The sequence below is a fragment of the Pseudoroseomonas ludipueritiae genome, from assembly GCF_014490445.1.
GTDB lineage: Bacteria > Pseudomonadota > Alphaproteobacteria > Acetobacterales > Acetobacteraceae > Pseudoroseomonas > Pseudoroseomonas ludipueritiae.
On sequence record NZ_JACTUZ010000032.1, the window covers coordinates 1 to 19,949 of the forward strand.

Below are 19,949 nucleotides of genomic sequence, written 5' to 3' on the forward strand. Positions count from 1 at the left end.
GGCAGGCCGATCACCCGTGCCTCCGGCATGGCCACCGCCAGCGCCGGCGCCATGCTGTCGCAGATGGCCAGCCGCAGCCGCCCCGCGCCCGCCCGCAGCGCGGCGGTGCCGGAAAGCAGCACGGCGCCCGGCACTTCCTCGCTGCCGCCGGCCACCAGCACGCTGCCGCGCGCATCCTTGCTGCCGCCACCATCATGTTTCGGCAGCGGCATACCGCGCAGCAGGGCGGCATCCACCGGTGTCGTGGCGCTCATCGCGGCGCGCCGCCATGCGGCTCGGCGGTGGTCTCGGTACCCTCCCGCACCAGTGGCGTGGTGATGTTGTAGTGCCGCAGCACCATGCCGCCATCCGGGCCATGCGCGCCATCGAAGGCATATTCCGTCAATCCGCAATTGGCGATGTCGCCTTCGCGGTCGATGGCCAGGATCTCCTCCTCCGTCAGCCCTTCCAGCAGATAGCGCAGGCAGAGCACCACCACCTGATGCCCCACGATCAGCACGCGCCGCCCGCCATGCCGCAGGCAGATGCTGTCCAGCGCCGAGCGCAGCCGCAGGATCACGTCGCACCAGCTCTCGCCCCCCGGCGGCCGGTGGTAGAACTTGCCCAGGGAGCGGCGGAAGGCGGCCTGCTCCGGAAAATGCTCGGCGATGCCATGCGTGGTTAGGCGGTCCAGCACGCCGAATTCCTTTTCACGCAGCCGCTCATCCAGCAGGAAGCCGATCCTGTCCCCCTCCAGCCCCGCCTCGCGCCGGATCAGCTCCGCCGTGTGGCGTGCCCGGCGATAAGGCGAGGCGAAGATCACCTCCGGCCGCTCCTCCGCCGGCAGGCCGCCGAACCAGCGGCCCAGGGCGCGGGACTGCTCCTCCCCCAGCGCGCTCAGCGGCACGTCCACGTCGCGCTCGGCGATGTCGATGCGCGCCTGCCGCGCCGCCTGCGCCGCCGCGCGCGCGACATTGCCCGCACTTTCGCCGTGCCGGACAATCCAGAGCCGGTCGGGCCATCCCTGCTGCATGCCAAGGCGCTCCCTGTGCTGTTTCGCGGAAGGGCAACGCGCGACATGGCTGGAGGTGTCGGAAAGGTTGAGGGAATGAATTCCCTCAAACTCCCTTCTTTCTTTTTTCGAGTTTTCAGGCGCGCCTGCGGCGGCACCTTTCACGCACGGCACGCGTGAGGGCTTGGCCATCCGGCGACTGCGGTTCAGCCCGCATGGCCTTCATGGAAGACATCACGGCGCCGACCGCCTGAGCCCGAACCCGCTCGAAGAAAAAAGAAGGGGGTCCGGGGGAATTCATTCCCCCGGCCTTCAGGTCCCGCAGAAAGTCTGCTGCACCATTTCCGCCGGCTCTGGCGGCAGGGAGAAGCTTTCCCGCCCCGGCTGGTCCTCGAAGGGGCGGGAGAGCACGTCGAGCAGCGTTTCGAAAGGCCCGTAGTCACCGAAGGAGACAGCGGCGTTCAGGGCCGCCTCCACCCGGTGGTTGCGCGGGATGAAGAGCGGGTTCACCGCGCGCAGGGCGGCGGCGCGGGCCTCGGGGGTTGCCTGCTCCCGCTCCAGCCGCTGGCGCCAGCGGGCGGCCCAGTCGTCATAACCGGCGGGGTCGGAGAAGAGTGCGCGGGCCGCTGCGTCGTCGCCCAAGGCTGCGCCGCAGAGGGCGCGGAAGGTCAGGGTGAAATCCGCCTTCTGCGCCGCCATCAGGTCCAACAGGGCCTGGGCCAGGGCCACGTCGCCTTCCTCCGCCGAGGAAAGGCCGATCTTGCGGCAGAGGCCGGTATTCCAGGCATCCTCGAAGCGCGGTGCGAAGCCGGTCAGTGCCTGGCGGGCGGCGGCCAGGGCGGCCTCATCATCCTCCGCCAGCAGCGGCAGCAGGCATTCGGCCAGGCGCGCCAGGTTCCACTGCACCACCGGCGGCTGGTTGCCGTAGGCGTAACGGCCGTAATAGTCGATGGAGGAGAAGACCGTCGCCGGGTCATAGGCATCCATGAAGGCGCAGGGGCCGTAGTCGATGGTCTCGCCCGAGATGGTGGTGTTGTCGGTGTTCATCACGCCATGGATGAAGCCGATGAGCATCCAGCGGGCGACCAGGTCGGCCTGCGCCGCCACCACGGCTTCCAGCAGCGCGAGGTAGCGGTTGGGTGCCGCGGCGACCTGCGGGTAGTGGCGGTCGATGCAGTAGTCGGCCAGCAGGCGCACCGCCTCCTCATCCCCGCGCGCGGCGAAATACTGGAAGGTGCCGACGCGGATATGGCTGGCGGCGACGCGCGTCAGCACGGCGCCCGGCAGTGCGGTCTCGCGCCGCACCGTCTCCCCGGTGGTGACGGCGGCGAGCGCCCGGGTGGTGGGGATGCCGAGCGCCGCCATGGCCTCGGCCACGATGTATTCGCGCAGCACCGGGCCCAGCGCGGCGCGGCCGTCGCCCTGGCGGGAAAAGGGCGTGGGGCCGGAGCCCTTGAGCTGGATGTCGCGCCGCTGGCCGTCGCGCCCCAGCACCTCGCCCAGCAGGATGGCGCGGCCGTCGCCCAATTGTGGGGAAAAGCCGCCGAACTGGTGCCCGGCATAGGCCTGGGCGATGGGCTCGGCACCGGGCGGGATGCTGTTGCCAGCCAGGATGGCGACGCCCTCGGGGCTGGCCAGGGCGGCGGGGTCCAGGCCCAGGCTTTCCGCCAGCGCGGCATTCACCCGCACCAGGGCGGGGGCGCGCACCGGGGTAGGGTTCAGCCGGGCGAAGAAGCGCTCCGGCAGGCGCGCGTAGCTGTTGTCGAACACAAAGCCGGGCATGCGGTCAGTCCTTGGAAGCCGTCCCGCCGGGGAGGCAGCGGGGATCATTCATGGATGGGGCGATGCCCCGGGCATGGATGGGGCGGTGCCCCGGGGCCGGCGTCAATGCTCCAGTGCCGGGCAGCACCGCCCCGGCTGGGCTGGCCAGGGGCACGACGCCTTTCTCCAGCAGGCCGGAGGCCCGCCGCGCGTCAGGCGTGAACGGGGCCGGTGCCCCGCCGCATCAGGCGCCGCCAATGCCCTTGTTGACGATGCCGGTGCCGCGGCAGGCCTCGCAGGCACGGCCTTCGACGCGGCCGGTGCCCTGGCACTCGGGGCAGATGTCGTCGCCTGTGCCCTCAGTGCCCACGGGGGCATCGTCGCCAGGCTTGCCGGAGGTGCCGGCGGAGTTGGGGGAGGACGTGCCGGTCATGGTCGCTCCACTTTCTGCTGGGTAGAAGCCAAACGCCGGAAGCCGCCGGCTGTTGCGAGCCGGAGGCGATGCTGCGTTGCGGCAAAGCCTGATGGCAGGGGGCAACCCGGCGCCGGCCGGGCGGTTGAATCGGCCAGGCCGGTGCGACACCGCTGCCGGCTGCCCCACCCATGCCCGACAGCAGGAAGCCCATGGAACCGCAGACCCAAGGCCGCGTCGTCGTCATCACCGGCGCTTCCAGCGGCATCGGCCGCGCCACCGCCCTGGCCTTCGCGCGGCAGGGCGCGCGGCTGGTGCTGGCCGCCCGCCGCACGGAGAAGCTGGAGGAAGCCGCCCGCGCCTGCGAGGCCGCCGGCGGCACCGCCCTGGCCGTCACCACCGACGTGACGGAGGAAGCGCAGGTGGAGGCGCTGGGCCGCGCGGCGCTGGAACGCTTCGGGCGCATCGACCTCTGGTTCAACAATGCCGGCGTCGGCGTCTTCGGCCGGCTGGAATCCATCCCCGCTGAGGCCTGGCGGCGGGTGATCGAGGTGAATGTCTTCGGCTACATGCACGGCGCCCGGGTGGCGATGCGGCAGTTCCGCGCCCAAGGGCATGGCACGCTGGTGCAGAACGCCTCCATCGTTGGCATCACCGCCAAGCCCGACAGCACCGCCTATGCCACCAGCAAATGGGCCATCCGCGGCTTTTCCGAGGCGCTGCGGCAGGAGGTGCTGGACCAGCCCGGCATCCATGTCTGCACCGTGCTGCCCTCGGTGATCGACACGCCCTTCTTCCAGCACGCCGCCAATTTCAGCGGCCGCAGCGTGCGCGCGGCGCCCCCGGTCTATACCGCCGAGGAAGTGGCCGATGCGGTGCTGGGCCTGGCCGAGCGGCCGCAGGACGAGGTGATCGTGGGCGGCTTCGGCAAGCTGGCCGCCGCGCAGAAACAGATGGCGCCGCATCTGACAAGCTGGATGACCGGCCGCCTGCTGCATCGCGGCTTCCTGTCCGACCGCCCCAGCGGCGAAAGCACCGGCGGGCTGTTCGAGCCCGCGCGGGACGAGATGGGCGTGGAAGGCGGCTGGCGCGCCCGGCCGGAAAGCGGCGGCGCACCGCTGGCCGCCGCCACCTCGATCGCGGCGCTTTCGGTGGAGATGGCCTCCATCCCCTTCCGCATGGCCGATCTCAGCATGACCACCGGCTTCCGCATGCTGGAAGCCATGCAACCGGCCCTCAAACCCGGGCCGGTGTCGCGTTGAAGGCGCGCGCATGCTGAACGCATTGGTGCTCTCGGGCGGCGTCGCGCTCGGGGCTTTCGAGGCTGGCATCTGCGCCGCGCTGGAGGCGGAAGGCGCGCCGCGCCCGGATTGGGTGGCAGGTGCCTCGGCCGGGGCGGTAAATGCCGCCATCTTCGCCGGCAATCCGCCAGAACTGCGCGCGGCCCGGCTGCGGCAGTTCTGGGAAGACATGGCGGAGGACCCGGTGCCGGGCTTCTCCCTGTTCTTCGGCGCGCCGCCCGACGGCCTGCTGCGGCGGGCGCATAACCGCGCGGCGGCGCTGCAAAGCCTGCTCTTCGGCCGCCCCGGCCTGTTCACGCCCCGCCTTTCGCTGGAAGCGCTGCTGGGGCAGGCATCCTCGCTCTACGACCTCACGCCCCTGCGCCGCCGCCTGCCGGAGCTGGTGGATTTCGACCGCCTCAACAACGGCACCATGCGCGTCACCCTGGTGGCCGTCGATGTCGCCACCGGGGAGCGCCTGGTCTTCGACACCGCCCACGGCACGCGCATCGGGCCGGAGCATGTGGTGGGCTCCTGTGCCCTGCTGCCGCTCTTCGCGCCCGTGGAGGTGGAAGGGCGGCTGCTGGGGGATGGCGGGCTGGCCTCCAACGCGCCGGTGGACCTGGTGCTGGAGGAAGGCGGGGGGGAGATGCTCTGCATCCTGGCGGAACTCTTCGCCGCCGCCGGCCGGCCGCCGGGCAATCTTTCGGGCTCGCTGGCGCGGGCGGGGGATCTGGCGCTGGGCAACCAGACGCAGCGGCTGCTGGAAGGCCATGCCCGGCTGCTGCGGCTGCGCGAATCCCTGCACCGCCTCGCCGCCCTGGTGCCGGAGGAGCGCCGCGCCGAGCCGGAGGTGGCGGCCCTGCTGGCCGAGGCCGCGCCCCCTGCCCGCGCCACGGTGCTGCGCATCGGCTATCGCGCGCCGCCGGACGAGGCCGGGGCGGGCAAGCTCTTCGACTTCTCCCGCGCCACCACCGCCGACCGTTGGAAGGCCGGGGAAGAGGCCCTGCGCCGGGGGTTGCGCAAGCTGGCGGAAGCGCCGGCACCCGGGCCGGGGCTGGCGCTGCATGAGGTGGAAAGCTGAGGGTTGGGCCGGGCACGGGGGGGGCGCGGTGCAACGCCGGCCCTGGAAGGGGGTTTCGGCCATGCTGGCCGCCGCCGGCCTTCACGGCGGCGGCAGTGGAGGAAGCACCATGCCCCAGACCCCGCCGATCAACACCCCCGGCACGGAGGAGCCCGCCGCGCCGCAGACAGCCGAGAATACCTGCCGCCGCTGCGGCGGCAGCGGCAAGCTGGACAACAAGCCCTGCCCCGCCTGCGATGGCCGGGGCACCGTGACCGTGACGGTAGGGGACGCCTGAGCCGCGGTTCGCATCCCGGCGGCCACGCAGGGCCGCCGGGTCCATGAGAAGGCAAGCCGCCGGCGGGGCCTGAGGGGGGCACGCCGCCGGCTCCTGGCTCAGTGGCCGCTGGACACCCCGGTATGCCACACCGTGCTGGAGCGTATCTCCGTCGCACTGGCGGCGCGGCGCGGCAGCAGCGGCGTCGGACCTTGGATGCCTTCCAGGGGCGCGAAGAAATATTCCACCGGCACGTTCAGCAGGCGGGCGCAGAGATAAAGCCGGCCCGGGCTGATGCGCGTGCGCCCTGCCTCATACTTGTGGATCAACTGCGTCGAGACGCCGAGGCTGGCGGCCAGCTGCATCTGGGTGATCTGGCGCTCCATCCGCAGCAGGCGCAGGCGCTTCGCCACATGCGCGTCGACCGTGGAGGCACCGGGCCCTCCCGTGCTCGTTGAACCGCTTCCCATGCCACCGCCTTTCCTTGTTCTCGCCTTGTGTCGGCCCGCAGGAAGGCAGCCGGCCGCGGTGCCAGGATGTCTCGCGGCGGGCTGTGCGTAACAGTCGAGATGCACCGGGAAAGGTCGTCGCCCAGGGCGGGGAAGCGGCCCTTTGTCGCGTTTTGTCAGAACCGCTGCCGGATGGCACATCCGGAGCTTCCGTTTCACTTGCGTTCCTCGCAAGCGCCTCCAGATGCCGAAAGGCGCGGCTCAAGCATAAGCCAAGCCAAGCTGTAGCTTCGCGCTATGTTTCAAAGTGGCATTGGAGAGGCCGAATGCAACCGTGAGTAATGAGCCCTCACCAGCATCGCTTGCGTGCAAGGTAAATTAGGGCTCTTTGGACCAGCTTCAGCTAGAGAATTTCCCGTATAAGGTGCAAACCTGTCACAGATTCCAGCAAAAGTGCTGATAATGAGAGCAAAATTCGCTGAACAGTTGCGGGCTTTCTGGCGCATCAACACATTCACCGTTAGTTGAACGATACCGAAGCATGTGACGACCCACACAGAGGCGGGGATGAGACGATCAGAGGGACGATCCAGCGGCGAAGGACGCCCTGATTCACCGCATCGGTCTTCCGCCGGTCAGGCCGGTGCCTTTACCCGCCGTCCCGCCGAGAAGGCGCAGCCACTGTGGCAGGCCTGGCCGCAGGTCACCCTCGCCGGCTTCTGCCTGATCCTGGCCGCCCTGCTCTGGACCGTCCTGGCCCTGCAATGGACCAGCCGCCAGCAGCGCGCGGCGCAGGAAGCGGAGATGACCCGGGCCTCCGCCCATATCGAGCAGGCGCTGACTGACGCGCGGCAGCGCGCTTCCAGCCTCGCCACCCTGGCCAGCCAGTTGCTGGGCGATACCCGCTCGCCGATGCAGCGCGCCGCCCTTGAGGCTTCGCTGGAAGCCGCGCTCTCCGTCTCCGGCGGCAGCCTGGATGGCATCCGGCTGCTCGATTCCAGTGGCCGCTCCATTCTGACGGTGGGCGAGGTCTTCGCCGGGCCAGCGCCCATGGAGCGGGGCCTTGCCCTGCCGGCGCTGCTCTGGAACCAGGATGCGCTGGTGCTGGCCGGCACCCTGCCCCCGGCACCGGCGCGGCAGGGCCACAGCTACCAGGCGACGCTGCGCCCCTCGGTGCTGACCCATGCCATAGGCACCGCGCTGGACAGCCGCGCCGCGGGCACGGGCGCCAGCCATGCCGCCCTGATGCTGCATGACGGCATGCTGCTGGAGGTGACGCAAAGCGCCCTCCGGCAGCTCGCCACCCTCTCCGGCCCTGCTTCCGGCCGCGACGTGCCGGCCCTGCTCTCCGCCGGGGCGGGGATGGTGAACCGGCTGGTGGCGCCCCTGCCGGCGGTGAATGCCACGCTGGTGCTGGAAAGCCCGGCCATGCCGGCCGATGGCGGACCGCGCCAGCTGGTGCTGCTCTCCGGCGCTTCGCTGGTGGCGTTGCAGCTCGGCACCACGCTGCTGCTGCTGTTCTGGATCGGGCGGCACCTGCGGCGGATGCGCCTGCGCCATGCCGAGGAAACCGCCCATATCCGCGACCACGCGCTGCGCAGCATCAAGGACATGCTGGGCTCGCTGCCCGCCACCCTCTATCGCGCCGAACTCTTCGCCGACCGCTCGCTCTCCATCACCAGCATGAGCGAGAATGTGGAAAGGCTGACCGGCTTCGACCAGGCCGCCATGCTGCGCCCCAATGCCTGGCGCGATCGCGTGCCGGCCTCCGACCAGGCGGTGCTGGCCCAGCATCTCGACACGCTCTACCGCGAGGGCGAATCCTCCGCCGAATATCGTTTCCACCATGCCGATGGCCGCGTCATCTGGCTGCGGGCGCAGGCGCGCATCCTGGCGGTGGGGCAGCATGGCGGCGCCGATGTCATGGGCTATCTCGCCGATATCTCCAGCGAGAAGATGCTGCAGGCCCAGGCGGTCGCCAGCGCCAAGCTGGCGACGCTCGGCCGCATGGCCTCGGCGCTGGCGCATGAGATCACCCAGCCCATCAGCGTCATGATGCTGGCCGCCGAGAACGCGCTGGACGCGCATGAAACGGAAGGCCGCGCCGCCTTGCCGGTGATGGTCTCCAAGCTCAACCGCATCCTGGAGCAGACGCAGCGGGCGCAGAGCCTGGTGGAGCACCTGCGTGTCTTCGGCCGTGCCAATGACGGCGCCACCGAGGCGGTGGACCTGGTGAAGGCGCTGGACGGCGCCCTGCTGCTGAGCGCCAGCGTGCTGAAGCGCGCCGGCGTGGAGGTGGAGAACCTGGTGCCGTCCCGGCTGCCGCTGGTCTCGGCCAATCAGGTGATGTTGGAGCAGGTGATCATGAACCTGGTCATCAATGCCCGCGACGCCATGCTGCGCGTACCGGATGCCCAGCGCCGCCTGACGCTCCGCGCCAGCGAGATCAGCGGCCGGCGCGTCGAGCTGCGCGTCACCGATACCGGCCGCGGCCTCTCCCCCAAGGTCATGGCCCGGCTTTTCGAGCCCTTCTTCACCACCAAGCCCGCCGGGCAGGGCATGGGCCTCGGCCTGTCCATCTGCCACGGCATCATCCGCTCCTTTGGCGGTGAGATCACGGGCGAGAATGTCGAGGGCGGCGCCGCCTTCTCCATCCGCCTGCCGATCGCCGAAGCCATCGAGGCCGAACCGGACCCCTCCTGCCAGAGCACTTCCAGGGAAAGCCAGCCATCATGAACGCCGAGTCGCAGACCAGCAGCATCCCACCCCCGCGCGTCACCGCCACCGAGGCACTGGTCTATGTCATCGACGACCAGCGCGAATGGGCGGACGAGCTTTCCTCCATTGTCGGCCGCTACGGCTACCGCATCCGCACCGGCTACGACTGGCAGGACCTGGAAAGCCTGCTGGCCAGTGAGCAGCCGGACGCCATCCTGCTGGACCAGCACCTGGGCAAGGTCGACACCGTCTCCCGCCTGGCGCAGCTGCGGCAGATGACGCGCGCCGCCATCATCGTCATCACCGCCAACAACAGCGAGGTGGACCGCGTGCTGGGGCTGGAGACCGGCGCGGACGACTTCATCGTCAAGCCCGTCTCGGGGCGCGAGGTGATCGCCTGGCTGCGCGCCCGCCTGCGCCGCCCCAGCGAGCTGCCGCCCGAGGCGCCGGGCTGGCGCTTCGTGGAGCAGACGCGCAGCCTCTTCCGCCCCGATGGCCAGCCCATCCACCTGACCACGGCGGAATTCGAGCTGCTGCAGGCGCTGGTGCGCAACCAGGGCCAGCCGGTCTCGCGCGAGGATCTCTCCAAGCTGGCCTTCGGCCGTGCCTGGCGCTTCGGCGACCGTTCGGTGGACAACGCGATCGTGGTGCTGCGCCGCAAGCTGGGGGATGAGCGGGTGGATGGCTGCATCCGCACCGTGCGCGGCGTGGGCTATGTCTTCGTGGGATTTCCCTGAGCGTCCGCTCCAGCCGGAGCCAGCCGTCACGCCGCCAAACCGAAATCTGATATAGCAGGACTCGACGGCTACCCCGCCGCGCTCCCATCATGTTCCTCGACCGCGGCGCCGCATCGCGCCGGCCCAGGTTCAGGGAGAAGCAACCATGAGCGTTACCGGCGAGATGCTGATCGGCGCCACCGCCCTGCGCGGCGGCGACAGCGAGATCCGCGCCACCAACCCCGCCACCGGCGAGCAGATGGACCCCGCCTTCGGCGGCGGCGGCGCGGCGGAGGTGGACCGCGCCTGCGCCCTGGCCGCCGCCGCCTTCGATACCTACAGCAACACCGCGCCCGGGCAGCGCGCCGCCTTCCTGGAAGCCTGTGCCCAGGCCATCATGGATATCGGCGACGAGCTGATCGACCGCGCCTGCGCCGAAAGCGGCCTGCCACGCGGCCGCATCGAGGGCGAGCGCGGCCGCACCGTCGGCCAGCTCCGCCTCTTCGCCTCCGTGGTGCGGGAAGGAAGCTGGATCGAGGCCCGCATCGACCCCGCCATGCCCGCCCGCCAGCCGCTGCCGCGCTCCGACCTGCGGCAGCGCCATGTGGCGCTGGGCCCGGTGGCGGTCTTCGGCGCCTCCAACTTCCCCCTCGCCTTCTCGGTGGGCGGCGGCGACACGGCCTCGGCGCTCGCCGCTGGCTGCCCGGTGGTGGTGAAGGCGCATTCGGCGCATCCCGGCACCTCGGAACTGGTGGGCCGCGCCATTCAGAAGGCGGTGCAGCAATGCGGCCTGCCGGAAGGCGTCTTCAGCCTGCTTTTCGGCAGCGGCGGCACGCTGGGCAGCGCCCTGGTGGCGGACCCGCGCATCAAGGCCGTGGGCTTCACCGGCTCCCGCTCCGGCGGCACGGCGCTGATGAAGATCGCGGCCAACCGCCCCGAGCCCATCCCGGTCCATGCCGAGATGAGCAGCATCAACCCGGTCTTCCTGCTGCCGGCCGCCATGGCCAAGCGGGCGGAAGCCATCGGCAAGGGCTTTGTCGGCTCCCTCACCATGGGCGCGGGGCAGTTCTGCACCAATCCCGGCCTGGTGCTGGGCGTGGAGGACGACAGGCTGAAGACCTTCCTCGACGCCTCCCGCGTCGCGCTCGAAGCCAGCGGGGCGCAGACCATGCTGACGCCCGGCATCTACAAGGCCTATGAGGAAGGCGTCTCCCGCCTCTCCACCAACAACCGGGTGGAGACGGTGGCCGAGGGCAAGCCGGCCGAAGGCGGCCCCTACCAGGGCCGCGCCGCGCTTTTCACCACCACGGCGCAGCATTTCAACGAGGACGAGACGCTGCTGGAAGAAGTCTTCGGCGCCTCCTCCCTGGTGGTGCGCTGCCCGGATGTGGAAACCATGATCGCCGCGGCGGAAAAGCTGGAAGGCCAGCTGACCGCCACCATCCTGATGGAGCCCGAGGACCTGGAACTGGCCAGGAAGCTGGTGCCGGTGCTGGAGCGCAAGGTCGGCCGCATCCTGGTCAACGGCTACCCCACCGGCGTCGAGGTCGGGCATGCCATGGTGCATGGCGGCCCCTTCCCCTCCACCTCGGACAGCCGCACCACCTCGGTCGGCTCGCTCGCCATCCGCCGCTTCCTGCGCCCGGTCTGCTACCAGGACTTCCCGCAGGACCTGCTGCCGGAAGCGCTGCGCGACGGCAACCCGTTGGGCCTGTGGCGGCGCACGGACGGCGAGCTGGGGAAGAACTAAGCACTTCCAGCCGGTGCCAGGAGGGGCGCTGCCCCTCCCGGACTCACCCCGCTGGGGGAACTGAGTTCCCCCAGGCCCCCACATTCATTTTTAAAAGTTCACATGGGTTGAGGCCGCAGTCGCCGGAGGTCCATGACCTCCGGCGCAACCCGGCGTTCAAAGCCGTGAATGTCGGGGTCCGGGGTGGTTCAACCACCCCGGCGGGGTTCCAAGGGGCAGCGCCCCTTGGCCCTCAGCCTTCAGCCCCGGCGCAGGAAATTCGCGAAGGCTTCCAGCGTCGCGTCGCTGACGTGATGTTCCAGGCCTTCCGCATCGCTTTCCGCCACATCCGGCGGCACGCCCACGGCCTTCAACAGGTCCACCACCACCCGGTGGCGGGTGCGCACCTTGTCTGCCAGGGCGTGGCCTTCCGGCGTCAGGAAGACACCGCGATAGGGGCGCGAATGCGCCAGGTTCAGCGCCTTCAGCCGCGCGATGCTCTTGATGGCCGTGGCATGCGAGACGCCAAGCCGGCGCGCCAGGTCGGTGGGCCGGGCCTCGCCATGCTCGCGCAGCAGGTCGTCGATCAGCTCGACGTAATCCTCCAGCACCGCCGAGGCACGGCCGGCGCGCGCCGAGGCATGGCGGGCGGCCTGCGTGTCTTCGCCTGCCCGCTCATCGGGGGCTGGAGGCTGCGGAAGGGTCGGGCTGGTCATGAGGGCCGCAAGATGCCGCAGCGCGGCAGGTGGTGCAACCAGCGGTGAAGATACGGCTTAGGCTCTTGAATGTAGCACAGGCTACATGCTTATCATGGCACCATAGATGCATGTACGACGCACAGGAGGAAGATTCATGTTCACCGCGCGCCTGTCCCGCCGCCTTGCCTTGCCGGCCTTGCTGGGCGCCACGCTGCTGGCCGCCGCCCCGGCCTGGGCGCAAGGCAATGCGCAGCAGGCCGCGCCCCGTCCGCTGCGCGTCGTCACCACCTTCACCATCCTGCAGGATATGGCGCAGAACGTGGCGGGAGAGGCGGCGGTGGTGGAATCCATCACCCGCCCCGGCGCCGAGATCCATGACTACGAGCCGACGCCGCAGGATGTGGTGAAGGCGCAGTCGGCGGACCTGGTGTTGTGGAACGGCATGGGGCTGGAGCGCTGGTTCGAGCGCTTCTTCCAGCGCGTGAAGAATGTGCCCTCGGCCGTGCTGACCGAGGGCATCGCGCCGGTGGAGATCACCGAGGGCCCCTATGCCGGCCGCGCCAATCCGCATGCCTGGATGTCGCCGGCAAATGCGGTGGTTTACGTAGAAAACATCCGCAAGGCCCTGTCTGCCGCCGACCCCGCCAATGCGGCGGTCTATGCCGCCAATGCCGCGCATTACGCCGAACAGCTCCGCGCTCTGGATGCGCCGATCCGCCAGAAGCTCGCCGCCATCCCCGAGGCGCGGCGCTGGCTGGTGAGCTGCGAGGGCGCCTTCTCCTACCTGACGCGGGACTATGGGCTGCGGGAACTCTACCTCTGGCCCATCAATGCCGAGGAAGAAGGCACCCCGCGCCAGATCCGCCGCGCCGTGGATACCGTGCGGCAGCAGCGCATCCCGGCGCTCTTCTGCGAAAGCACCGTCAGCGACCGCGCCATGAAGCAGGTGGCGCGGGAAGCGAACTCGCGCTTCGCCGGCGTGTTGCATGTGGACAGCCTGACCGCCGCCGATGGCGAGGCGCCCACCTTCCTGCGCCTGCTGGAAAACAATGCCGCCACCATTCTGGCCGGCTTCACCGAAGGACGCTGACATGGCCGATGGCTCCCTCGCCTGCCCCGCCGCCGCGCCACCTGCTTCCTGGCGCGGCTGGCTGGGCGCCGCCCCCGCCATCCCCGCCGCCGCGGCGGTGACGGACCTGGCGGTGGAAGGCATCAGCGTCGCCTATCCCAATGGCCATGTGGCGCTGCGCGAGGCCAGCCTGCGGCTGGGGGCGCCCACCATCTGCGGGCTGCTCGGCGTCAATGGCGCCGGCAAGTCCACGCTGTTCAAGGCCATCATGGGCATGGTGCGGCCGGCGGCCGGCACGGTGCGGATCGGCGGCATGGCGGTGTGGCAGGCACAGAAGCTGAACCGCGTCGCCTATGTGCCGCAAAGCGAGGAAGTGGACTGGGACTTTCCCGTCTCGGTCCGCGATGTCGTGATGATGGGCCGCTACGGCTACATGAACCGCCTGCGCATTCCCCGCGCCGCCGACCGCGCGGCGGTGGAGCAGGCCCTGCTGCGCGTCGGCATGCAGGATTTCGCGGACCGCCAGATCGGCCAGCTTTCCGGCGGGCAGAAGAAGCGCGTCTTCCTGGCCCGCGCCCTGGCGCAGGATGGGCGGCTGATCCTGCTGGACGAACCCTTCGGCGGCGTCGATGTCACCACGCAGGAGCAGATCATGCAGTTGCTGCGGGAATTGCGGGAGGAAGGCCGGATCATCCTGGTCTCCACCCATGACCTCGGCAGCGTGCCGCTCTTCTGCGACAGCGTGGCGCTGGTGAAGGGCACCGTGCTGGCCGCCGGCCCCACCGAGACCACCTTCACCACTGCCAACCTGGCCCGCGCCTTCGGCGGCAGCACCCAGGCGCAGGCCTCGGGTGGGGTGACGCTGGCGCCGGGGCCGGACGGGCAATCGCTGGTGCTGGGCGCGGATGGGCAGGTGCTCGGCCGCCTGCAGGCGCTGGAGGGCTGAGCGGTGCTGGAGCCCTTCGCCTATGAATACATGCGCCAGGCCATGCTGGTTTCGGCGCTGATCGGCGCGGTCTGCGGGCTGCTCTCCTGCTTCGTGGCGCTGAAGGGCTGGTCGCTGCTGGGGGATGCGCTTTCCCATGCCGTGGTGCCGGGGGTGGCGCTGGCCTGGATCCTGGGCCTGCCCTTCGCGCTGGGCGCCTTCGCCTCCGGCCTGCTGGCCGCCTGGGTCATGGGTTTTATTCGCCGCAACAGCCGTATCCGGGAGGATGCGGCGATCGGCGTGGTCTTCACCGCCTTCTTCGGTATCGGGCTGGTGCTGCTGACGCTCTGGCCCAGCAATATCCGGCTGCGCACCATCATCTTCGGCAATGTGCTGGGCATCGCGCCGGAGGATGTGGTGCAGATGCTGATCGTCGCCGGCGGGGTGCTGCTGGTGCTGGCGCTGCGCGGGCGGGACATGATGCTCTGGGCCTTCGATGCAACGCATGCGCGGGCCATCGGCCTGGATACGCGGCTGTTGCAGACGCTGCTGCTGGGCAGCGTCGCCGCCGTGGCCGTGGCCGCCATGGTGGCGGTGGGCGCGGTGCTGGTGATCGCCATGCTGGTGGCGCCGGGCGCCACCGCCTATCTGCTGACCGACCGTTTCGGGCGCATGATGGGCATCGCCACCGCCATCGGCGCCGGCACCGCCTTTCTGGGTGCCTGGATCAGCTACTTCCTGGATGGCTCCACCGGCGGCGTCATTGTCAGCCTGCAGGCGCTGGTCTTCCTGGTGGCACTGGTCGCCGCGCCGCGCCATGGCCTGCTGGCCGCCCGCCGCGCCCGCCGCACCGCCATGCAGGAGGCCGCATGATCGAGACCCTCATCGCCCCCTTCACCCATGCCTTCATGCTGGAGGCCATGGGCGTCGGCGCCGTGGTGGCCGCCGCCTGCGCGCTGCTCTCCTGCTTCGTAGTGCTGAAGGGCTGGTCGCTGCTGGGGGATGCCGTCTCCCATGCCGTGCTGCCGGGCGTGGTGATCGCCTCCGCCCTCGGCGCGCCGCTGGCGGCGGGCGCCTTCCTGGCCGGCATGGCCTGCGCGCTGGGCGCCGGCTTCGTGCAAACCCACAGCCGGGTGAAGGAGGACGCGGCACTGGGCGTGGTCTTCACTGGCATGTTCGCCGCCGGCCTGGTGCTGCTGGCCTTCCTGACCACCGAGGCGCATGTCACCCACATCCTCTTCGGCAATATCCTGGGCATCGAGCGCGACGACATGATCCAGGCGCTGCTGGCCGGCGGGCTGGTGCTGCTGGCGTTGGCCTTGCAAGGCCGGGACCTGCTGCTCTGGGCCTTCGACGCCACGCATGCGGGCGGCATCGGCCTGCCGGTGCGCTGGCTGCGGCTGCTGTTCCTGGCGCTGCTCTCCGGCGCCGTGGTGGCGGGGGTGCAGGCGGTGGGGGTGATCCTGGTGGTGGCGCTGCTGATCACGCCGGGCTGCATCGGCTACCTGCTGGCGGACCGCTTCGGGCGGATGGCGGCCATCGCCGTGGCCTCGGCGGTGGCGGCGAACCTGCTGGGGATCATGGCCAGCTACCACCTCAATGCCTCGCCGGCGGGCTGCATCGTGGTGGTGCTTTCGCTGTTCTTCGCCGTGGCGCTGGTGGCGGCGCCGTCGCATGGGCTGCTGGCGGCGCGGCGGAAGGTGGCTCTTTGACACTGGCCGGGACAGGGCGCGCTGCCCCCTGGCCCCCGCCGGGGTGGTGAGACCACCCCGGACCTAGCTTCGAGTTTTTGCGGCGGCTTGGACAGAGTCCCTGCCAAAAGCTTCGGCAATCCGGAACCACATGGGCTGAGGCCGCAGTCACTGAGGGTCATGGACCCTCGGCGGAACCACTCGGCCACAGCAAAGTCATGGCGGGGTCTGGGGTGACACTGTCACCCCAGCGGGGGCTCCAAGGGGGCAGCGCCCCCTTGGCCCACCGTCAGCACAGCCGAAAGGTGGTGATCGAGTGCTGGCTGCCGTGCCTCAGTCCACAACGATCCTGGCGTCGCTGACCAGCTTGGCCCAGCGCGTCCGCTCGGCGGCCATGAACCCGCCGAAGGCCACGCCATCCATGCGGGACGGCACGGCGCCTTCTTCCTGCAAGCGCTTCTCCACATCCGGCGTGGTGAGGCTGTCGGCGATGGCGGTGGCCAACTTGGCGCGGATCGGCTCCGGCGTGCCCTTGGGCGCCAGGATGCCGTACCAGGCGGAGGCGTTGTATTCCGGCAGCGCGGCCTCGGCCACCGTCGGCACATCCGGCAGGGCGGCGATGCGCGCATGGCCCGTCACCGCCAGCGGCCGCACCAGCTCACCCTGGATCAGCCCGGCGACGGAGGGCAGCGTGGTGACCATGAAGGGGATATGGCCGGCCACCACGTCGTTCAGCGCGGGGCCCGCGCCGCGGAAGGGCAGGTGCTGCGCCTCGATGCCCGCCATCTGGAACAGCAGCGCCGCCGCCAGATGGCTGGCCGAGCCATTGGAGGCCGAGGCATAGCTGAGCTGCCCACCCGCCTTGCGCGCTTCCTCCAGCAGTTCCTTCAGGTTGCGTGCCTTGCTGCCGGAGCCGACCACGGCCACCAGCGGCGCATCCGCCACCAGCGCCACCGGGTCCAGCGCCGCCAGCGGGTCCACCCGCATATTGGGGAAGAGCGACTGGTTGACCGTCATCGGCCCCTGGTTGCCCATCAGCAGCGTGTAACCATCGGGCTTGGCAGCGGCCACGGCCTCGGTGGCCAGGTTGCCGCCGGCGCCGGGCTTGTTCTCCACCACCACGGGCTGGCCGAGCAGGGCCTGCAGCCGCGCCGCCAGCACGCGCGCGACATTGTCGGTGCCGCCGCCGGGCGCATAGGCCAGCAGCATGCGGATCGGGCGCTGCGGCCAATTCTCCTGCGCGCGCAGCACGGTGGGGGCGGAAAGCAGCGGAGCCGCGGCCAGCATCTGCAAAAGGTGGCGACGCTTCATGGCGGACATTTCCTTGGCTGTTTGCTTGAAGATCAGGGAAAGCGGGGTCTTATTCGGCGGCCAGGGGCAGGGCCACGGCGGGGCTGGCCGCGGCCGGCAGCAGCAGGTGGCCCTCGAAGATGCGGCGGGCGGTGCGCAGCACGCTGGCCCAGCGCACCGTGTCGCCTTCCAGCGACAGGCCGATGGAGAGCGTCCCGGCGGGATGCGCGATGCGGACATCCTCGCCCGCATCCGCCGCCAGCGGCGCCGCCACCGTGCCCGGCAGCCGCGTGGCGATGGCGAGGGTGATGCCGCCCGTCACCGCCATGGCGCTGTGCACCGCATGCGGTGTCAGGTAGCGGGCGGTGACCGTGGCGCCATCCGCGCCCGGCCCCAGCAGCGCCGGCTTGGGAATGACGCTGGCGGACACATCGCCCAGGCCCATGCGGCGGCCGGCTTCCAGCCGCAGCGCCTCGATGCGCGCCATCAGCACCGGATCGGCCTCGATGGCCGCCGGCGCCAGCGTCGCCTCGGTGCCGAGGCGCGTGGCCTCCACCAGCATCATCGGCATGGCGCCGTCGATCAGCGTGACGGGAATGCCATCGATCTCCTCCATCCGCTGGCCGGTGGGGAAGAGCGCGCCGGTCTTGCTGCCGGCGACATCGCGGAAGCGCAGCGCGATGGGCGCGGCGGTGCCGGGCACGCCGGGGATGCTGGCCTCGCCGTCATAGGTGACCTGCCCGCCCGGGGTCTGCACCACGGCCTCCACCAGCGCGCCGGTGTTGCGGTTGCGGATGCGCACCAGGGTCTCGGGGTGCCGTGGCGTCACCAGGCCGGACTCGATGGCGAAGGGGCCGACGCCGGCCAGCATATTGCCACAGTTGGGCTTGGTATCGACCAGCCCCCGCTCGATGGAAACCTGGGCGAAGAGATAGTCCACATCCACCCCGGGCTCGGCCGAGGGGCCGACGATGGCCACCTTGCTGGTCAGGCTGTTGCCGCCGCCGATGCCGTCGATCTGCAGGGGATGCGGGGAGCCAAGGGCCGCCAGCAGCGTCGCATCGCGCGCCGCCGGGTCGGCGGGAAGATGGGCGGCCAGGAAATAGGGGCCGCGGCTGGTGCCGCCGCGCATCAGCACACAGGGGATGCGGATCTGCATGACCGTTTCCGTGTTGTTGGCCTTGTTCTGCGCTGGATCACCCCGATACTGAAGTGCAAAGATCGGAGGTATTCTTGCGCCGGACACAAGTATGGCCATCGACCTCGATCAGCTCCGCGCCTTTGTCGCCGTCGCGGAGGCCCAGAGCCTGACGCGGGCGACGGAGACGCTGCATCTTTCCCTGCCCGCCGTCTCCCGCCGCCTCTCGGCCCTGGAGGAGGAACTGGGCGTGGCGCTGCTGGCGCGCTCCACCCGCCGTGTGGCACTGACGCAGACGGGCCGCGAGTTCCTGCCGCGCGCGCGAAGGCTGCTGGATGAGCTGGAAGAAAGCCTGCTTGGCATCCGGGAGACGGCGGCACGGCGGCGCGGCCTCGTCACCATCGCCTGCATCCCCACCGCCGCCTATTACTTCCTGCCGGCGACGCTGGCGGATTTCGCGCGGCGCTTTCCCAATGTGCGCGTGCGCGTCATGGACCTTTCCGCCGATGGCGTGACCGATGCGGTGGCCACGGGCGGGGTGGAATTCGGCATCGGCATGGAAGGCGCGGTGCATCCGGAAGTGGAATTCCGCCCGCTGCGGCGCGACCCTTTCGTTCTGGCCTGCCGCCGTGACCACCCGCTGGCAAAGAAGCGTGGCCTGCGCTGGGCGGACCTGCACAATGAGACGCTGGTGGGTGTCTCCCGCCGCTCCGGCAACCGGCTGATCCTGGACCGCGCGCTGCTGCCGCGCGGCATCCAGCCCAACTGGCGTTACGAGGCGGAGCACCTTTCCACCAGCCTGGGGCTGGTGGAGGCCGGCCTCGGCGTCGCCGTGGTGCCGCGCCTGGCGCTGCCGCGCGACCCGCACCCGGTGCTGGTGGCGCGGCCGCTGACGGACCCGAAGATCGAGCGCGCGACCGGCGTGGTGCTGCGGCGCGGCGCGGTGCCCGGCCCGGCGGCGCGCGCGCTGCTGGACCTGCTGGAACACCGCATGGTCAGGGCATGAGCCGCGCCATCAGGGAGAGCGCATCGCCGGCGGCGTGGAATTCGGCGGTGTTGTCGAAGATCACCCAGCTTTCCGCATCGGCCTCGCGCAGCAGCGCGGCCAGGCGGTCCAGCCGCTCCGGCGCATAAGGCGAGTAGTAGCGGCGCGGCGAACCATGCAGGCGCCAGTAGCGCAGGTTGGCCGCGCCACCCGGCCGGGCGGCGCCGGGTGCCGGCGGCGGGTCGGCCGCCACGCGCGGAATGTCGCGCACTGTCAGTAGCGCATCGGCTTCCCCGGTGAACCAGGAAGGGTGGCGTGGCTCGCAGACCAAAGGGCCATCGAAGCGCGCCCGCAGCGTGTCGAGAAAGGAGTTGAGCACCTCGGGTCTGAATTCCAGGCTCGGCGGCAATTGCAGCAGCAGCGGGCCAAGCTTCGGGCCCAGGGAGTGCACTTCCTCCAGGAAGCGTGCCAGCGGCGCCTCGGCCTCCACCAATTGCAGCCCGTGCGTGATCTCCTTCGGCACCTTCACGGCGAAGCGGAAATCCTCGGGCACGGTCTCGGCCCAGCGGGCATAGGTCGCGGGCCGGTGCGGGCGGTAGAAGGAGGAATTGATCTCGGCCGCCGGCAGCCGGGCGGCATAGCGCGCCAGATGGCTGCCCTCGGGCGGGAAATGGGCCGCATGGGCGGCCGGGATGCTCCAGCCGGCGGTGCCGATGCGGATGGGGTGGCGCTGCATGGTGGCGGAGTAACGCCGCCA

Annotated in this window: 20 protein-coding genes; 11 read left to right on the forward strand and 9 right to left on the reverse strand. The window is 70.5% G+C overall.

Annotation, left to right across the window (positions count from 1 at the left end; translation table 11 throughout):
• From IBL25_RS09765 to IBL25_RS09780, 4 genes are all read right to left on the reverse strand, one after another.
• On the reverse strand, nt 1-254 hold a 254-nt coding region (locus tag IBL25_RS09765; RefSeq protein WP_275295971.1), incomplete at its 3' end, for a carbohydrate kinase family protein.
• Nucleotides 251-1,012, reverse strand: coding sequence for a histidine phosphatase family protein (locus IBL25_RS09770; RefSeq protein ID WP_187778363.1), 762 nt, complete (start codon nt 1,010-1,012; stop codon nt 251-253). The genes IBL25_RS09765 and IBL25_RS09770, both read right to left, overlap by 4 nt.
• A gap of 291 nt (nt 1,013-1,303) precedes the next feature.
• The gene (locus IBL25_RS09775; RefSeq protein WP_187778364.1) at nt 1,304-2,773 is read right to left on the reverse strand and encodes a protein adenylyltransferase SelO; all 1,470 of its coding nucleotides are present in this window, start codon (nt 2,771-2,773) and stop codon (nt 1,304-1,306) included.
• A 223-nt stretch (nt 2,774-2,996) separates the two neighbouring features.
• Nucleotides 2,997-3,185 carry a J domain-containing protein gene (locus IBL25_RS09780; RefSeq protein ID WP_187778365.1) on the reverse strand — a complete coding sequence of 63 codons (189 nt, stop codon included), beginning with the start codon at nt 3,183-3,185 and terminating at the stop codon, nt 2,997-2,999.
• A gap of 191 nt (nt 3,186-3,376) precedes the next feature.
• On the opposite strand from IBL25_RS09780, the gene IBL25_RS09785 reads away from it, so the two are divergent.
• From IBL25_RS09785 to IBL25_RS09795, 3 genes are all read left to right on the forward strand, one after another.
• Nucleotides 3,377-4,426 (forward strand): SDR family oxidoreductase, encoded by a 1,050-nt coding sequence (locus IBL25_RS09785; RefSeq protein WP_187778366.1) that lies wholly within the window; start codon nt 3,377-3,379, stop codon nt 4,424-4,426.
• A gap of 10 nt (nt 4,427-4,436) precedes the next feature.
• Nucleotides 4,437-5,528, forward strand: a complete 1,092-nt coding sequence (locus tag IBL25_RS09790; RefSeq protein WP_187778367.1) for a patatin-like phospholipase family protein — start codon at nt 4,437-4,439, stop codon at nt 5,526-5,528.
• Nucleotides 5,529-5,637: 109 nt separating this feature from the next.
• The gene (locus IBL25_RS09795; RefSeq protein WP_187778368.1) at nt 5,638-5,805 is read left to right on the forward strand and encodes a hypothetical protein; all 168 of its coding nucleotides are present in this window, start codon (nt 5,638-5,640) and stop codon (nt 5,803-5,805) included.
• Nucleotides 5,806-5,903: 98 nt separating this feature from the next.
• On the opposite strand, the gene IBL25_RS09800 is transcribed toward IBL25_RS09795, so the two are convergent.
• Complete coding sequence (locus tag IBL25_RS09800; RefSeq protein ID WP_187778369.1) at nt 5,904-6,254, reverse strand: helix-turn-helix domain-containing protein; 351 nt, start codon at nt 6,252-6,254, stop codon at nt 5,904-5,906.
• 546 nt (nt 6,255-6,800) lie between these two features.
• On the opposite strand from IBL25_RS09800, the gene IBL25_RS09805 reads away from it, so the two are divergent.
• The 3 genes from IBL25_RS09805 to IBL25_RS09815 all read left to right on the forward strand — a co-directional run bounded on the left by IBL25_RS09805 (nt 6,801) and on the right by IBL25_RS09815 (nt 11,417).
• Nucleotides 6,801-8,969, forward strand: coding sequence for a sensor histidine kinase (locus IBL25_RS09805; protein ID WP_187778370.1), 2,169 nt, complete (start codon nt 6,801-6,803; stop codon nt 8,967-8,969).
• Nucleotides 8,966-9,688 carry a response regulator transcription factor gene (locus tag IBL25_RS09810; protein ID WP_187778371.1) on the forward strand — a complete coding sequence of 241 codons (723 nt, stop codon included), beginning with the start codon at nt 8,966-8,968 and terminating at the stop codon, nt 9,686-9,688. Before IBL25_RS09805 ends, IBL25_RS09810 begins: the two co-directional genes overlap by 4 nt.
• Nucleotides 9,689-9,833: 145 nt before the next feature.
• Nucleotides 9,834-11,417 carry an aldehyde dehydrogenase (NADP(+)) gene (locus tag IBL25_RS09815; protein ID WP_187778372.1) on the forward strand — a complete coding sequence of 528 codons (1,584 nt, stop codon included), beginning with the start codon at nt 9,834-9,836 and terminating at the stop codon, nt 11,415-11,417.
• Between the two features lie 239 nt (nt 11,418-11,656).
• Here the strand turns inward: IBL25_RS09815 and mntR are convergent, their stop codons facing one another.
• On the reverse strand, nt 11,657-12,112 hold the full coding sequence (gene mntR, locus IBL25_RS09820) for a manganese-binding transcriptional regulator MntR (RefSeq protein ID WP_120637780.1): 456 nt from the start codon (nt 12,110-12,112) through the stop codon (nt 11,657-11,659).
• A gap of 136 nt (nt 12,113-12,248) precedes the next feature.
• On the opposite strand from mntR, the gene IBL25_RS09825 reads away from it, so the two are divergent.
• The 4 genes from IBL25_RS09825 to IBL25_RS09840 are packed head-to-tail and all read left to right on the forward strand — an operon-like array spanning nt 12,249 to nt 15,800.
• Entirely contained in the window at nt 12,249-13,184 is a 936-nt protein-coding gene (locus IBL25_RS09825; RefSeq protein ID WP_187778373.1) for a metal ABC transporter substrate-binding protein, read from the forward strand.
• Nucleotide 13,185: 1 nt separating this feature from the next.
• Nucleotides 13,186-14,109 (forward strand): metal ABC transporter ATP-binding protein, encoded by a 924-nt coding sequence (locus tag IBL25_RS09830; RefSeq protein WP_187778374.1) that lies wholly within the window; start codon nt 13,186-13,188, stop codon nt 14,107-14,109.
• Nucleotides 14,110-14,112: 3 nt separating this feature from the next.
• Nucleotides 14,113-14,961 (forward strand): metal ABC transporter permease, encoded by an 849-nt coding sequence (locus IBL25_RS09835; RefSeq protein WP_367615589.1) that lies wholly within the window; start codon nt 14,113-14,115, stop codon nt 14,959-14,961.
• Nucleotides 14,958-15,800 (forward strand): metal ABC transporter permease, encoded by an 843-nt coding sequence (locus IBL25_RS09840; RefSeq protein WP_187778375.1) that lies wholly within the window; start codon nt 14,958-14,960, stop codon nt 15,798-15,800. The genes IBL25_RS09835 and IBL25_RS09840 overlap by 4 nt, the downstream gene beginning before the upstream one ends.
• A 312-nt stretch (nt 15,801-16,112) precedes the next feature.
• Here the strand turns inward: IBL25_RS09840 and IBL25_RS09845 are convergent, their stop codons facing one another.
• Nucleotides 16,113-17,090, reverse strand: coding sequence for a Bug family tripartite tricarboxylate transporter substrate binding protein (locus IBL25_RS09845; protein ID WP_238940322.1), 978 nt, complete (start codon nt 17,088-17,090; stop codon nt 16,113-16,115).
• A 49-nt stretch (nt 17,091-17,139) separates the two neighbouring features.
• Nucleotides 17,140-18,228: a 4-oxalomesaconate tautomerase gene (locus tag IBL25_RS09850; RefSeq protein WP_187778377.1), complete on the reverse strand. Its 1,089-nt coding sequence runs from the start codon at nt 18,226-18,228 to the stop codon at nt 17,140-17,142.
• Nucleotides 18,229-18,319: 91 nt separating this feature from the next.
• On the opposite strand from IBL25_RS09850, the gene IBL25_RS09855 reads away from it, so the two are divergent.
• Nucleotides 18,320-19,213: a LysR family transcriptional regulator gene (locus IBL25_RS09855; protein ID WP_187778378.1), complete on the forward strand. Its 894-nt coding sequence runs from the start codon at nt 18,320-18,322 to the stop codon at nt 19,211-19,213.
• Here the strand turns inward: IBL25_RS09855 and IBL25_RS09860 are convergent.
• Entirely contained in the window at nt 19,203-19,928 is a 726-nt protein-coding gene (locus IBL25_RS09860; RefSeq protein WP_187778379.1) for a DUF72 domain-containing protein, read from the reverse strand. The genes IBL25_RS09855 and IBL25_RS09860 overlap by 11 nt on opposite strands.
• Nucleotides 19,929-19,949 lie beyond the last annotated feature (21 nt).

Coding starts and splice junctions, on each gene's coding strand:
- IBL25_RS09850 (WP_187778377.1), bottom strand. CDS start 18,228: ATGCAGATCCGCATCCCCTGTGTGCTGATGCGCGGCGGCACCAGCCGC.
- IBL25_RS09805 (WP_187778370.1), top strand. CDS start 6,801: ATGAGACGATCAGAGGGACGATCCAGCGGCGAAGGACGCCCTGATTCA.
- IBL25_RS09790 (WP_187778367.1), top strand. CDS start 4,437: ATGCTGAACGCATTGGTGCTCTCGGGCGGCGTCGCGCTCGGGGCTTTC.
- IBL25_RS09830 (WP_187778374.1), top strand. CDS start 13,186: ATGGCCGATGGCTCCCTCGCCTGCCCCGCCGCCGCGCCACCTGCTTCC.
- IBL25_RS09860 (WP_187778379.1), bottom strand. CDS start 19,928: ATGCAGCGCCACCCCATCCGCATCGGCACCGCCGGCTGGAGCATCCCG.
- IBL25_RS09785 (WP_187778366.1), top strand. CDS start 3,377: ATGGAACCGCAGACCCAAGGCCGCGTCGTCGTCATCACCGGCGCTTCC.
- IBL25_RS09815 (WP_187778372.1), top strand. CDS start 9,834: ATGAGCGTTACCGGCGAGATGCTGATCGGCGCCACCGCCCTGCGCGGC.
- IBL25_RS09800 (WP_187778369.1), bottom strand. CDS start 6,254: ATGGGAAGCGGTTCAACGAGCACGGGAGGGCCCGGTGCCTCCACGGTC.
- IBL25_RS09775 (WP_187778364.1), bottom strand. CDS start 2,773: ATGCCCGGCTTTGTGTTCGACAACAGCTACGCGCGCCTGCCGGAGCGC.
- IBL25_RS09780 (WP_187778365.1), bottom strand. CDS start 3,185: ATGACCGGCACGTCCTCCCCCAACTCCGCCGGCACCTCCGGCAAGCCT.
- IBL25_RS09795 (WP_187778368.1), top strand. CDS start 5,638: ATGCCCCAGACCCCGCCGATCAACACCCCCGGCACGGAGGAGCCCGCC.
- mntR (WP_120637780.1), bottom strand. CDS start 12,112: ATGACCAGCCCGACCCTTCCGCAGCCTCCAGCCCCCGATGAGCGGGCA.
- IBL25_RS09840 (WP_187778375.1), top strand. CDS start 14,958: ATGATCGAGACCCTCATCGCCCCCTTCACCCATGCCTTCATGCTGGAG.
- IBL25_RS09770 (WP_187778363.1), bottom strand. CDS start 1,012: ATGCAGCAGGGATGGCCCGACCGGCTCTGGATTGTCCGGCACGGCGAA.
- IBL25_RS09810 (WP_187778371.1), top strand. CDS start 8,966: ATGAACGCCGAGTCGCAGACCAGCAGCATCCCACCCCCGCGCGTCACC.
- IBL25_RS09845 (WP_238940322.1), bottom strand. CDS start 17,090: ATGAAGCGTCGCCACCTTTTGCAGATGCTGGCCGCGGCTCCGCTGCTT.
- IBL25_RS09855 (WP_187778378.1), top strand. CDS start 18,320: ATGGCCATCGACCTCGATCAGCTCCGCGCCTTTGTCGCCGTCGCGGAG.
- IBL25_RS09825 (WP_187778373.1), top strand. CDS start 12,249: ATGTTCACCGCGCGCCTGTCCCGCCGCCTTGCCTTGCCGGCCTTGCTG.